The 13,713-nt window shown below is 50.4% G+C and carries 13 protein-coding genes and 1 tRNA gene; 11 read left to right on the forward strand and 3 right to left on the reverse strand.

Annotation, left to right across the window (positions count from 1 at the left end; translation table 11 throughout):
- Nucleotides 1-8: 8 nt before the first annotated feature.
- The 6 genes from DZC79_RS01380 to DZC79_RS01405 all read left to right on the forward strand — a co-directional run bounded on the left by DZC79_RS01380 (nucleotide 9) and on the right by DZC79_RS01405 (nucleotide 6,236).
- The gene (locus DZC79_RS01380; protein WP_118949750.1) at nucleotides 9-1,541 is read left to right on the forward strand and encodes a RagB/SusD family nutrient uptake outer membrane protein; all 1,533 of its coding nucleotides are present in this window, start codon (nucleotides 9-11) and stop codon (nucleotides 1,539-1,541) included.
- Nucleotides 1,542-1,646: 105 nt separating this feature from the next.
- Nucleotides 1,647-2,102, forward strand: a complete 456-nt coding sequence (locus DZC79_RS01385; RefSeq protein ID WP_198666721.1) for a GatB/YqeY domain-containing protein — start codon at nucleotides 1,647-1,649, stop codon at nucleotides 2,100-2,102.
- 37 nt (nucleotides 2,103-2,139) lie between these two features.
- On the forward strand, nucleotides 2,140-2,691 hold the full coding sequence (locus tag DZC79_RS01390; RefSeq protein ID WP_118949752.1) for a CvpA family protein: 552 nt from the start codon (nucleotides 2,140-2,142) through the stop codon (nucleotides 2,689-2,691).
- A complete protein-coding gene (locus DZC79_RS01395; RefSeq protein WP_118949753.1) occupies nucleotides 2,675-3,235 on the forward strand; it encodes an anthranilate synthase component II in 561 nt (186 codons plus the stop codon). The genes DZC79_RS01390 and DZC79_RS01395 overlap by 17 nt, the downstream gene beginning before the upstream one ends.
- Nucleotides 3,236-3,315: 80 nt before the next feature.
- Nucleotides 3,316-4,500 carry a T9SS type A sorting domain-containing protein gene (locus tag DZC79_RS01400; RefSeq protein ID WP_198666722.1) on the forward strand — a complete coding sequence of 395 codons (1,185 nt, stop codon included), beginning with the start codon at nucleotides 3,316-3,318 and terminating at the stop codon, nucleotides 4,498-4,500.
- Between the two features lie 53 nt (nucleotides 4,501-4,553).
- Complete coding sequence (locus DZC79_RS01405) at nucleotides 4,554-6,236, forward strand: NAD+ synthase (protein WP_118949755.1); 1,683 nt, start codon at nucleotides 4,554-4,556, stop codon at nucleotides 6,234-6,236.
- A gap of 15 nt (nucleotides 6,237-6,251) precedes the next feature.
- Here DZC79_RS01405 and DZC79_RS01410 read toward each other — a convergent pair whose 3' ends face one another.
- Nucleotides 6,252-7,811, reverse strand: a complete 1,560-nt coding sequence (locus DZC79_RS01410) for an Ig-like domain-containing protein (RefSeq protein WP_157976842.1) — start codon at nucleotides 7,809-7,811, stop codon at nucleotides 6,252-6,254.
- 143 nt (nucleotides 7,812-7,954) lie between these two features.
- On the opposite strand from DZC79_RS01410, the gene DZC79_RS01415 reads away from it, so the two are divergent.
- Nucleotides 7,955-9,229: an O-antigen ligase family protein gene (locus DZC79_RS01415; protein ID WP_118949757.1), complete on the forward strand. Its 1,275-nt coding sequence runs from the start codon at nucleotides 7,955-7,957 to the stop codon at nucleotides 9,227-9,229.
- A 4-nt stretch (nucleotides 9,230-9,233) separates the two neighbouring features.
- A complete protein-coding gene (locus DZC79_RS01420) occupies nucleotides 9,234-10,502 on the forward strand; it encodes an O-antigen ligase family protein (RefSeq protein ID WP_118949758.1) in 1,269 nt (422 codons plus the stop codon).
- Here DZC79_RS01420 and DZC79_RS01425 read toward each other — a convergent pair.
- Nucleotides 10,495-11,415 carry a hypothetical protein gene (locus DZC79_RS01425; RefSeq protein WP_157976843.1) on the reverse strand — a complete coding sequence of 307 codons (921 nt, stop codon included), beginning with the start codon at nucleotides 11,413-11,415 and terminating at the stop codon, nucleotides 10,495-10,497. The two genes, DZC79_RS01420 and DZC79_RS01425, sit on opposite strands and share 8 nt — an antisense overlap.
- Before the next feature lie 222 nt (nucleotides 11,416-11,637).
- On the opposite strand from DZC79_RS01425, the gene DZC79_RS01430 reads away from it, so the two are divergent.
- The gene (locus tag DZC79_RS01430) at nucleotides 11,638-12,252 is read left to right on the forward strand and encodes a 3'-5' exonuclease (RefSeq protein ID WP_157976844.1); all 615 of its coding nucleotides are present in this window, start codon (nucleotides 11,638-11,640) and stop codon (nucleotides 12,250-12,252) included.
- 12 nt (nucleotides 12,253-12,264) lie between these two features.
- Nucleotides 12,265-13,263 carry a DNA polymerase III subunit delta gene (holA, locus tag DZC79_RS01435; protein WP_118949761.1) on the forward strand — a complete coding sequence of 333 codons (999 nt, stop codon included), beginning with the start codon at nucleotides 12,265-12,267 and terminating at the stop codon, nucleotides 13,261-13,263.
- Here holA and DZC79_RS21430 read toward each other — a convergent pair.
- A complete protein-coding gene (locus tag DZC79_RS21430; RefSeq protein ID WP_198666723.1) occupies nucleotides 13,260-13,418 on the reverse strand; it encodes a DUF6728 family protein in 159 nt (52 codons plus the stop codon). The two genes, holA and DZC79_RS21430, sit on opposite strands and share 4 nt — an antisense overlap.
- 124 nt (nucleotides 13,419-13,542) lie before the next feature.
- Between DZC79_RS21430 and DZC79_RS01440 the strand changes: the two genes are divergently transcribed.
- Nucleotides 13,543-13,619, forward strand: a tRNA-Ala gene (locus DZC79_RS01440).
- Nucleotides 13,620-13,713 lie beyond the last annotated feature (94 nt).

Raw genomic sequence — 13,713 nt, forward strand, 5'->3', positions numbered from 1 at the left:
TTAATCAAATGAATATATTTGGAAAAATGGGTGGGATAGCGTTGTCCGTCGTGCTGGTTTCCGGTGCGGTAGGCTGCAAGAAATCTTATCTCGACAGGAGCCCTTCTGATGCCGTAGCCATTGATTCCGTATTTAGGACCACAGCAACCGCAAAAGAGGCAGTACAAGGTTTGCACAGGTATATGTATCAAGTAGGCGATCCTGAGACTTTCGGTCAAAAATCAATTGACCTGATGTCTGATCTTATGGGTGAAGACATGCCTATAAGTGGTACCGGCGCGGGTTGGTACACGAGCGTTTATAACTATAACGATGCCCGTGTATCCGGCGGTACACCTGGTTATACCTGGGGTTATTATTACCGCATTATCAATAACGCCAATATGATCCTGGCCAATATTGATAAGGCTGAAGGACCGCAAAACGAGCGCGACAATATCAAAGGTCAGGCGATGTTCTACAGGGCTTTTGCCTACTATAATCTCTGTCTTTATTATCAACAAACCTATGCCGGCACTGGTCCGTTCAATGGCCAGACAATGGACTTTAAAAATGCTCCCGGTGTGCCGCTGTATACAGCTCCTACTACTGTAGGAACACCGCGCGCGCCAATGAGTGAGGTATTTGCCCAAATTACATCCGATCTGCGTAATGCAATCGAGTTGCTGGATGGAAATACTGCGGGTGGTGGTAAAACTGAAATTAACCAGAATATTGCTAAAGGTCTCTATGCGAGGGTAGCGCTGTCTATGAACGACTGGCCTACGGCGGCGCAGATGGCTAATGAAGCACGCCAAGGTTATCCTTATATGAGCGCTGCTGAATGTCAGGCCGGCTTTAACAGTGCCAACAACCCCGAATGGATGTGGGCTTCCACGACCAATAACGAACAGTTGGGTAATGCTTACAACTCTTTCATTTCGCACATGATCTATGGTTCAGGAGGCTATGCGAACCTGGGTTGTCAGAAAGTATTCTACAGGCCGCTTGCTGAAAGCATTAAGCCTACGGACGTACGTATTAACTGGTACTATAAAAAAGATGAAGCGCCTGGTTTCGTACCTTATAGCCAGAAGAAATTCAAACAGAAGACACCAGGCAACTGGTCTACTGACCTGCTGTGGATGCGTGCCGGTGAAATGGCGCTGATTGAAGCAGAGGCAAGAGCTTTCGCTGGTCAGGTTGGACAGGCTAAGCAGGTATTAGATGAATTTATCCAAACACGCGACGCCTCTTATTCTGCTCCTTCTGTTAAGGATGACCTGATCAAGGAAATTGTACTGCAGCGCCGTATAGAGCTTTGGGGCGAAGGATTCCGCTTTATTGATATCAAGCGTCAAATGGCATTTCCTCAGTTAGCTGATAACGTGAAAGGCTTGCACAGGAGAACGACCTCAAATGATGTCAGCCCCAATGGCTTGCACGTATCACTTTATGTTGGTTCGCGCTCCAAAGACATTGGTATCTATGCATCAGACTTCCTGTTTAAGATTCCGTCCTCTGAATTGAGCAACAACAAAGGCGTTGTTCAAAATCAGTAAATTCGCGGCAGCGTAAACAATAATTCTTACTCAAGATACCAAGCTGTCCGGAAGTACTTTCCGGGCAGCTTTTTTTTATCTTTGCCTTTACTCACAGTTTTTACAATGAATACACTGGAATCAAAAGTCATGGACCAGCTCAAGCAGGCCATGCGTAGTAAAGATGAGGCTGCATTGCGTACACTGCGTGCGATTAAGGCAGCTATTCTGGTTGAGAAAACAGCCGCAGGAGCCAAAGACGAACTGACAGAGGCTGATGAGCTGAAGCTGCTGCAGAAGCTAGTGAAACAGCGAAAGGATTCGCTGGAAATCTTCCGCACACAAAAGAGAGAGGACCTCGCAAAGACCGAAGAAGAAGAAATTGCCATTATCGAACAGTTTCTACCGAAGCAACTATCGGAAGCGGAGCTGGAAGCGCAGGTCCGGGAAATCATCGCTGCTGCCGGAGCTTCTTCTCCTGCCGATATGGGTAAGGTAATGGGTGTGGCGTCCAGGCAGTTGGCCGGAAAGGCAGACGGCAAGGCGATATCCGAAATGGTGAAGAAAATACTGGCCTCCTGAGGTTTTTAAGACGGCATAAGACTGCCATTGCAACAATATGATCCTTGATGCCATCTTCCTGGTCTTCATGGTTTTTTTCATGATCAAAGGCTATACGAGGGGGCTTGTGATAGCCCTTTTCTCTGTATTAGCCTTATTGCTGGGAACCCTGGGCGCTTTGAAGCTATCGGGAACGGTGGCAGCACATTTGTTCGAGGAAGGGCAGGGTGGGCGCTGGGCGCCTTTCCTTTCCTTCTTGGTCGTCTTTATCGTTATCGTCTTATTGGTCCGTATGGGAGCAAAGCTATTGCAGCGCTCCTTTGAAGTGGTAGCGCTTGGCTGGCTTAACCGCCTTACCGGTGCACTATTGTACGGTTTCCTGGTCAGCTTTGCCTTCAGCACCGGCTTATGGCTGCTCGACCGGACGGGCATTATATCCGGTGAGACCAAAGCAAGCTCCGTTACCTACGCCTTTATAGCGCCTATTGCACCGGCCGTATGTTCGGGGCTGGGCGCCGTGCTGCCGTTTGCCCGGCATATCTTCGACGATCTTTCCACTTTCTTCGATAGCCTGAACCAAACCATACCGGAGCATGTGGGTACTCATTGACAATTACGATTCCTTTACGTATATCCTGCATCATTACCTGATGCAGCTTCATCCCGATGTCCGGGTTTTCCGTAATGATGTGCTCAGCGTGGAAGCCCTGCAGCAGCTGGCGCCGGAGCGGATCATTCTGTCCCCCGGCCCCAGGAAGCCCCAGGATGCGGGCATTACTAATGCAGTCATCCGGCATTTTCACCGAAAGACACCTTTGCTGGGTATCTGCCTGGGACACCAGGCGATCGGCGTCTTCCTGGGCGCGACATTGACAAAGGCCTCCAGACCGGTCCACGGGATGACGACGTCCATTATACATCAGCAGGAAGGAATTTTTAAGGGTATGCCCACAGGTTTTGAAGCGATGCGGTATCATTCCCTGCTTTTGCAGGACTGGGAGCATACGGGAATAAGGCCCCTGGCTTTTTCCGAAAGTGGAGAACTGATGGCTTTCGATCATCCTGAATTCCCGGTCACCGGCATCCAGTTCCATCCGGAATCCATTCTTACCGCTTACGGCATGCAGCTGTTGCACAATTGGGCTGATCAATAAAATAGCATGATATAAGTGCTCCCGCCCTTTTACCAGATCGGATGGAAATGATTAAATTGCAACATCAAACCGGTAGAACCATGAAACGTTTACTCTGTTCCCTTGCCTTGCTGCTGGGTAGCTTCAGTGCTGCGATTGCAGCCTGGACCGACAATTCGATATCCTTTGGTGGCCAGACCAGGCTTTACCGCACGTACCTCCCCGCCGGCTATGATGCCAGCCGCCCAGCCTCGCTCATCGTTGTTTTACACGGCCTGGGCGGCTCGATGAATGATGCCGATAACGTTGGTATCACACAGATCGCCGATACGGCCAATATCATCCTGCTTTCTCCACAGGCTTTGGACTTCAACAGCCCTCTGGGCCTTGTATCAGCCGCCTGGAATAGCGGTATCGTGGTGAATGTGCCGGTAATCGGACCCGTGGCAGTGAATGGTGCGGTCGACGATGTAGGTTTTATCAAAGCAATGATGGATGCAGCGCGTCAGCAATATGCCGTTAACCCGGTACGTGTATATGTTTGCGGCGCTTCCCTGGGTGGTTTCATGACACAACGCCTGGCTTGTGAAGCACCCGGCTATTTTGCCGCCGCCGCATCGGTCATGGGTACCTATGCCCTTGCCCTTCCGCCCTGCAGCCCGGGGAAAATGGTGCCGGTGGTTCATTTTCACGGGACCAAAGATGAAGTGGTAAGCTGGAACGGCGATCTCCTTTTCAATGGCTCTGCTTTCCCGGTAGGGCTCAGCGTCGACGACCTGATCGCCCGCTGGGTAAGCCTTGACGGCTGTAACCCTGCACCGTTGCACGAGGTATGGCCCGATAGCAACAGCGACTCGCTATACGCCGAGCATTACAGCTATTCCGACGCGTCGGGCAATTCCAGGGTCGAGCTGTTCAAGGTGAACAACGGCACGCATGCCTGGTATTCCGGCGCCAGTACCAACGGCGATATCGATTACGCCGGCGAGATATGGAAATTCTTTAACAAGCAGTACCGTACCGGTGCTACCGGAGTGAAGGAACCCGGCGGACAGTCGCTTGCTGTCACGCTCTACCCCAATCCCGCGATACAACTCATAAGGATCCGGTCGGCTGTATGGCTGGACAAGGTACAGATCTGCGATCTCTACGGAAGAGTGGTGGCAACCTGCGCCTTATCGGGCAACCAGGAGGTCGACATTCGCAACCTGAACCCAGGTCTTTATGGTATGCAGCTGTACACAGCAGAAGGCGACCGGGGTTTTGCTAAATTTGTGAAGCAGTAAATTCATACTAGCTTTGCTCCGGGCATGCGGTCCATGCCCTTTTGTTACCTGTTATGAAGATATTTCTCGCCCAGCAAAATTACCATATCGGCGATTTTGATGCCAATACCGATAAGATCATTTCCGCAATCCGCGAAGCCAGGAAGCAAGGCGGTTCGCTGATCGTGTTCAGCGAACTGGCTGTGTGCGGCTATCCGCCGCGCGATTTCCTGGAGTTCGACGATTTTATAGAAAAAAGCAGGGACGCGATCCGGCGTATTGCCGCCGAAGCCGATACCATTGGCGTACTGGTAGGTGCGCCCGCGCGCAATGATCATCCGGACGGCAAGGATCTCTTCAACAGCGTATACTTTCTTTATGAAAAGGAGATCAGGCAGATCATCCATAAAACACTGCTGCCAAACTACGATATCTTCGACGAGTACCGGTATTTCGAACCTTCATTTGATTGGAACGTGATCCCTTTTATGGGTAAGCGCCTTGCTGTTACGATATGCGAGGATATATGGGATGTAGAAGACAACCCTATGTACCGTGTGCAGCCTATGGATATGCTGATGAAGCAGGACCCGGATATTATGATCAACCTGAGCGCTTCGCCTTTCGATTATACACATGCCGAAGACCGGCTTGCTGTTGTAAAAAAGAATGTGCAGCGCTATGGCCTTCCCATGATCTATTGTAACACGGTGGGCTCCCAGACTGAGATCGTATTCGATGGCGGCTCGCTGGTCATGGATGACGCAGGCAACCTGATCCGGGAAATGTCCTTTTTCAGGGAAGAGCTGGCCGCCGTACATTGGAACGGCGACGGGACTTTTGAAGAGCCGCGCAGCCGCGCAGCCGGCGATGTGCCCGCGCAGGTGCTGGACCCGGTCAGCTATCAGCCCGAACTCAATATCGGTATGGTTCACGAAGCGTTGGTGACGGGCATCCGGGAATATTTTACAAAGATGGGCTTTAAGCAGGCCATCGTGGCTTCTTCCGGCGGGATCGACAGTGCGGTGACCCTTGCCCTTGCCTGCGAGGCGCTGGGACCCGGACAGGTGCATGCTTTGCTGCTGCCTTCTCAATTCTCAACCGGGCATTCGGTGAGCGATGCCGAGCAGCTGTCGAAAAACCTGGAGAACCGCTATGATATATTGCCGATAGCGCCCATTTTCGATGCGGTAACGGAAAGGCTGAAGCCTGTATTTGGCGATCTGCCTTTCAACATCGCCGAAGAAAATATCCAGTCGCGGATAAGGGGGTTGCTGGCCATGGCGCTGAGCAATAAGTTTAATTATATCCTGCTCAATACCTCCAATAAAAGTGAGCTGGCCACAGGTTACGGAACCCTTTACGGCGATATGGCCGGGGGCCTGGCCGTACTGGGCGATCTGTATAAAATGCAGGTATATGCCCTGGCACGCTATATCAACCGGGAGCGGGAGATCATTCCTTTGAATATTATAGAAAAAGCGCCTTCCGCCGAGCTCAGGCCGGGACAGAAAGACAGCGATAGCCTGCCCGACTATAACGAGCTCGACGCCGTGCTGTACCAATACATTGAGAGGCGTCAGGGGCCGCAGGAGATCATCGCTATGGGCTTTGGGGAAAGCCTGGTGAACCGCGTGCTGCAAATGGTGAACCGCAATGAGTATAAGCGTAACCAGTTTTGCCCTATTATTCGCGTCTCACCTAAATCTTTCGGTATCGGCCGTCGAGTACCTATTGTAGCGCGCTACCTGAGCTAAGCCGGTTTGGCGCTACTATTGCCTGGAATTAGGTCTGCCCGACGCGCTGCGTGGCGGAGCCGTACCGTTTGCAGGGGCTGTAGGCCCGGGGCGCCGGTATCCCTTAATGTTCTGCGGGATAAAGTCGATCTCATTCTCCCAGCCGGCTTTAAGCCTGATCGTAGTAGAATAGGGAAGCACCTTTTCCGGTTGCCGCCGTTGCAGCAGGTCGCCGGGGTCCCAGCGGCCATTGTGATTGGCATCGATGATAAGGCGCATATCGTATTCCCCGGGGGGCAGCAGCGCTATACTTACGGTTGAATCCGTGACGGGCCTCAGGTAAACGGAATCATTATTCTCCCGGAAAACATATAAAAGTACGCTGTCGCCATAGTAGCGTCCGTCGATATGTATTTTCAGCTTACCATAATCTTCTTCTCTCTTGGTCCGGAAGAAGTATTTGCCGGGTAGCAGCTCGGCGCCGGAAGTATCTCTGGCCCAGCCTTTGACCAGTCTTAAGGTATATTTTTTATCCGGCTGCCACTGCGTGTGTATCTTGATTCCTGCAGAATCGACGCGCAGGCGTTGTACGGCTTCCACTTCAATGCCCTCATTCTCGTAGCTAAGGTATACCTTGCCGGTGTCCAGGCTTTTCAATTCTCTGAACAGGTCTATGGCCAGGTCGTTTGTCAGCTCGAAGGTACGTTTATCCAGGTCGCCGGTATCGGCCTGCACCTGGTAGCCGAGCTTATTCGTACTGTTGCTGCGGTTGCGCGGAGCAGCTGCTACACTATTCGTATCCGGTTCGGATTTCACGGTGTCGGCGGGCTCTTTGAACATATGGAACACCAGCATCGAGTCCTTTCCCAGCGAGGGGACAATCTCGTGGTCGAGGAAGCTTATTTTTTCTTCTCCCCGGTCGTAGATGTAATTGTTATTGACGTCCTGGATGGCATAGATGCGGAAGGGCTTCTGCGGCAGAGACTGGAAAACAAACTGTCCGGAAGCATTACAGCGGGCAATGTAGACCGGCTTCTTCGCCATGACGGCCGTATCATTTTCCGATACATTGTACAAGCTGACCAGGATGGAAGAATCGGTCATCCCTGTGGCCGCGTTCAGCACCTGCCCGTGCAGCTCGAGCGAATCAAAATAAGGCCCTGTGCTGAACAGGTAGACAAAATTGGGGTAAGGGTTGCCTTCATGATTGTCGGTAAGCGCATTGCCGAAGTCGATACGGTAAGTCGTATTGGCCAGCAATTGCGTATCCAGGATCTTGATCTCAACACGCTTGCCATACGAAAGCACCGAAGGCGTGATCTGCATGAGCGGAGACAAAGACAGGTTCTTATCCAACGACTGGATATCGATATATTCGTTAAAATGAAGCTCGATCTTCCGGGGCTTTATATTCAGTGAGGAATCGGCAGGTACGACGGAAAGCAGTACCGGCGCCGTCTCATCTTTTTTGCCGCCTTCGGGGGGAACGATATTGGCACAGCCATAGAACAGCAATAGCAGCAACAGCAGGGTAGTGTTTACAGGCAGATGGTAACGATGTGCGGAGAAGGTAGCCAGGTTGATTCTTTTAAGCATCAAAATTAAGGTTATTCCTGCATTATCGCCGGGTGCACATTCTATTGGGTTCCAGGCGCAGCAAGAATACATGTTTATGTTGCAGGCTTGTGCGGCAGCCGGATTTTAACGTACTTTGCCGCCGATTATTGCGTTATAAGGGAATGAAGCATTGCTACAACCAGTCTGCCGGCCGCTATAAAAAGATACTAGACTGGGTTGCTCTGTTCAGCTGCCTGTCAATGGTTGCCGGCTTGTTTTTTTCCCGGGCCCTGCTTTCTTTTGGCATCCTGGTGCTCTGGCTTTCCTCTTTGCATCCCGCAGTGATCGGTGGGCACTGGAAAGCCTGGAAACGGGACCCTTTTGCTTTGCTTTGCTTCGGTTTTTTCGGCACATACCTGCTTTCAGGTCTCTGGAGCGATAATCAGGCCTTCTGGCTGGCCAGTGTGATCAACAAGCTTCCCTTTATCCTGCTTCCCTTTGCTTTTTTCTCGGTGCCTTTTGAGCAGGGCCGTTTTTTGCGCCTGTTTGTTGCCGGGTTGGTGCTGATGCAGCTGGGGGTGATCGCCAATAGTCTCCTCCACCTGATCATGAACCCTGACTACTACATTCATGGGTATCATTTCTCAAGCCCTTTGCCTACTACGCGTTATGGTGATCATATCCGCTTCAGCCTCACGCTGGTATTCTCCATCCTGCTGCTGCTTTACCTGCTCAGGGAATCCGGGAAGCGTCCCTTGAAGGGCGCCTGGCGCCTGGCCGCTTTGGGGTTCATCGCTGTTTTTATCGTCTATATCCATATACTGGCTGCTAAAACAGGCTTGCTTTGCCTATACCTGGCGGGTTTGATCTATGCATTGTTCACTGTATGGCGTAAAAGCCTTGCTAAGGCCCTGTTTCTGGCCCTGGGCATTTTATTGTTACCCGTAATCGCCTATTTCCTGGTACCTACTTTTAAAACCAAAATAGACTATGTAATTTACGAAATCGATAAGTCCAGCAACGGAGAGCGGTTTGACTATACCTTAAGTGATGCCGGCAGAATGATCACCTACGAATTGGGAGGCGCGGCGATCGCGAAGCATTGGTTTACAGGCGTAGGGGCCGGCGATGTAATGGATGAAATGAAAGCCGGGTATCAGCGGGAATACCCGGAAGTATCGCCCGACCAGCAATACGGACCCATAAACCAATATATGTTTACCGCGTTATGCGTAGGTGTACCGCTAAGTCTTTTTTTGATAGGAATGAGCATTGCTCCGTTCACCTACAGGGGAAGAGCAAGCATTTACCTGGGTTTAACTGGATTTATCCTGATCATCAGTATGATGGTGGAAGCCATGCTGGAAGTACAGTTTGGCGTATTTACCTATCTGTTCTTCCTGTTGCTATGGATAAAAATTATAAAGAAAAATAAATCGATTGCATCAAGTCAATAATGTTATGTCTGACGCCCCCAAAGGAATAACTGCCTACTGGACGCCGCAATTGCAGGAATGGATCGTATCGGTAAGCTGTATTGCTATGATTGCCGGAATGCTCTTCTCCAGGGCATTGCTATCTTTTTCAATGCTTGTGCTTTTCCTGAATACTTTCCATCCCGATAAACTGAAGCAAACCTGGCTTACGTTCCGGCAAAGCCGTTTTGCGATCTGCTGCATCCTGTTTTTTCTGACCTACCTGTTATCCGGGCTTTGGAGTACCGATACTGTCAACTGGGCACAGTTTATTAAGATCAAGCTGCCTTTTGTGTTTTTGCCATTTACCCTGCTCAATACGCCTTTTGGCGATGCGCGCTTCCGGAAGGTTACAACCGGTGGTATACTGACCGTATTGCTGGCCGGTATGCTGTATAGCTTTGCTCCGCTGCTATCGGATCCGCATTATCTCAGTACCCACCAACACTTACCTTCTCCTTTGGAGGGTGATTATATCCGCTTCACTATGGCGTTGGTATTTGGTATCCAGTTTGTATTCTGGTTTTTCCTGATAAAGGGAAAGAGCAGCTTTAACCGCAAGCAGTCGATATTTCTGCTACTGTGGGCTTTGCTGGCCACGGCTTACATCCATATTCAGGCGGCCAAGTCGGGTTTGCTGTGCTTCTATGTATTGCTGGGCGTATTTGCGCTTTCTCTGTTCCGGGGAAAGAGGTTATGGATTGCTGCTACAGGCCTTGTAGTCGCTGTCGGCCTTGGTGTGGCCAGCATCTTTATCATACCCTCCCTGAGGACGCAGGTAAATAACGCACTTAGAGAACAGGAGATATGGGAAAAGAACGATGCCGCTAAGTTTGGGTCGACCGCTTCATTTGTGCCGCGGCTGCTCTCCTATAAAATAGCAACATCGCTTATTGCAGCGCATCCTGTGCTGGGCGTGGGAGCTGGGGATATGAAGCTGGCGATTGACAACGTTTACCAGCATAAATATCCCGGCATTCCTGTTGTAGCCCGGATATTGCCGCACAATCAGTTTATTTGTACGGCGCTTGCTGTAGGTATCCCCTTGTCGCTGATCCTTATCGCAATGGTCGTTGCGCCTATGTACGACCGGAGGAGAAACATATTTACCGTTTCTACCTTCCTGGTACTGTTGCTGGGTTTGCTTATTGAACCCATGCTGGAAACGCAGTATGGTATCTTTGTCTACTTGTTCTTTACTCTATTCTGGCTCGAAATCCCATTTGATAAAGAAAGGGGAAGGGTCGCTACCTGAGGTTTACGGATCCTTTCCCGATCAGGTAGCCCTGGTGGTAGATCTCGACATTGTAAGCCCCTTTGGCATACTCGCTGCTTTGCTGCCAGTCTACATTAATATCTTTTACCGGTTGTTCGGTCTGCAGCATTACCGTTTTGGATACGGAATAATAACGGGACTGACCTTCGGCGGTTTTAAAGCTGCCTGATCCCAGCGCCGCATTGCTGAGCAGCTCGCCGTTGGGATTGGTGATGCAGATATCCAACTCCTTGTTACCGCTCTCCGCGATCCTGTTCTCGTCGATATCGAAAGTAATGCGCAGCAGGTCTACCCGCCTGGCTTTCTCTGTTTCTTTTTCCTTGCGTCCGCCACGGGTAAGTTTGATACCTGTCATACGGATATTGGAAGCGTGCAGCACCTTGGCCAGGTTTACTTTTTGCTGCAGATCGCTGTTGGTTACCACGACCGAATCCCTTTGTACGGTCAATGCAGCGTTTTCCTGCTTCAGATGGGCGATCTGCTGCTCATAGTCGCCGATCTTGTTGTTCAGCTTGTGGATGAGCGCGCGCGCCTCCGCTATTTCCTGCTGCGTCGCTTTATTTTTGGATAGAATTTCCTGGATGCGGGCTTTGGTCTTAGCCACTTCCGAATCTTTCTCCTTCAGCTGCTTATCCAGCTGGGCGTTCTTCCCAGTAAGGTCGTCAAGACGTGCCAGCGAAGCATTGTATTCGCTTTGCAGAGCAGCCAGCGAGGTATCGGCCTGCTGAAGGTGCTGCGTGGTTTCCAGCAGCTTTTGCTGATTCTTATCCTTCTGAAGGAAAAGATAAACGTTTGTGCCCAGTAATAAAGCGATGATAACAGCGTATATCCAGGTATTATTACGTTTGGGGCGGGAGGGCTGCGGTTGGGGTGTGCTCGACACTTCTTCCATTATGCTCGGCGGTTTTTTTGATTTCTGCACTTTCTTGCCCGTGCTTATAAATTTATAGATCAGACTCTTTAAATTCGTAACAAATATAGGCTTATGATCACGCATAAGAAAACTGAAAGGGCTTATTTTCACAAAACATTAATTATTGATATTGAAACAGTACCGCTTTCATATGACTGGAATTTGGTGCCTGATGTATTGAAAGATCATTGGTGTCATAAGATGCAGTTCCTGTCACTAAAGCCGGAAGAGGAAGATGATCCTGCAGCCTCTTTTGCAGCCCGTGCCGGTATCTATGCCGAATTCGGAAAGATCGTTTGCGTGGGCATGGGCTATATCATGCAGCAGGAAGACAGAAAGGTCGTGCGCCTGAAAACCATACGTAATGATGATGAGAAGGTGCTCCTGCTTGAGCTGAAGCAAACGATCGATCATTTTCACCGGCAAAATAAGGACATCATCTTTTGCGGGCATAACATCAAGGAGTTTGATATTCCTTACATTTGCCGCCGCATGCTGGTCAATGGTATCGCCCTGCCGGAATGCCTCGACCTGGGCGGGCTGAAGCCCTGGCAGGTAAGCCACCAGGATACGCTCGAGCTATGGCGCTTCGGCGATTACAAGCACTATACCGGGCTCGACCTGATGGCGCAGCTGCTGGGTGTGCCCGTAGCCGCGCCGGAGATGAATAAGACGGCGATCGCACGAATGTACTGGGAGCAGAATGATCTTGATATGGTCGCCGATCATTGCCTGAAGCAGGTGTACATGGCGGCCCTGGTGTACATGAGGCTTAAGGGTTGGCAGGAGGCCCTTCCTGATCCGCTGTATGTGTAATTTTTACAAGACATGAAAGAGTATAACCAGATCTTGCAGCAGCTGCAGCAGGGGCAATATGCGCCGGTGTACCTGCTCGATGGAGAAGAACCCTATTATATCGACAAGCTGTTGCATCACTTCGAGGAAAAGGTGCTGCAACCCGAAGAGCGTGATTTCAACCTCATTACCCTGTATGGTAAAGAGTCGGAATGGAAGGATGTGGTCAACGCTGCCCGTCGCTTTCCTATGTTTGCCGAGAGAATGGTAGTGATTCTTAAGGAAGCTTCGCAAATGCGGGACCTGAATGAGCTGGCTGGCTATATAGAGAACCCTTCGCCCACGACCATACTGGTGCTGGAGCACCGGTTTAAAAAAATAGATGGCCGTGGTAAGCTGGTAAAGCTTATCCCGAAGAAAGGCGTGTACTTCAGCTCGGAAAAGCTGAAGGAAGAGGAGGTTCCCGGCTGGGTCATCTCTTTCGGACAGGGACAGGGCATGGAGATCGGGCCGCTGGAAGCGGAGATGCTGGCGGTGTACCTGGGCAACGACTTGCAGAAGATCGCGAATGAGCTGGAAAAAATACGGATTAATGAAACCGGGCTAAAGCAGCTGACAGTGCAGCATATCGAGAAGTATGTAGGCGTTAGCCGAGAGTACAATGTATTTGATCTGCCCGATGTGCTGTTTCGTGGAGACAACAACAAGCTGGCCCGTATGGTCAGCTATTTTACAGCCAATCCCAAATCGGCGCCCATGGCCCTTGTTATCGGTACCTTTTACGGTTACCTGAGTAAGGTATACCTCTGTTACTATGGTAAAGCCGACTTTCAGAACGACCGGAAAATGGGCATCTGGAGCCACCACCGCAAAGCGGCGCAACGGTTCCCGCTCACGCATATTCACCGCAGCATAGGGCTGCTGGAAGAATTCAGCCGTAAAATGGTGGGGATAGGGAATAACAGCAATGACAGCGCCTTGCTACGCGAGATGACCGCCAAGTTCAATGCCTTGCTGTACCAGGGCGCTTAACCCCTGATGAGCCGGTAGATTATGACGATAATAGCGATCAGGAACAGGAACAAGGATATCCGGTTCATGCCGTGCATGAACTTAATGTTGATGTTCACCGGATCTTTAGCATCTCTTTTCCGGAGATAGAAATAAGTAAGGAGCTGCTTCCACATTACCTGGCAAAAAAATTACAGAATAAAATTACCGAAACATTTGGAAAATAAAATCAAAATCGAGTACATTTGCACTCCTTTCTGAAAGGAATGCCTGCAGAAAGGAAGCTCTTTTAAACAAAACGGGGGATTAGCTCAGCTGGCTAGAGCGCTTGCATGGCATGCAAGAGGTCATCGGTTCGACTCCGTTATCCTCCACCAATACCAACCACGACTGATGAGAAGCAGCCGTGGTTTTTTTTATGTTTTATTTTCAACTTCGTTCGGGCTGCGATGCGTCTATCTATGACGACTA

The organism is Taibaiella helva, assembly GCF_003545695.1.
Classification (GTDB): domain Bacteria; phylum Bacteroidota; class Bacteroidia; order Chitinophagales; family Chitinophagaceae; genus Taibaiella; species Taibaiella helva.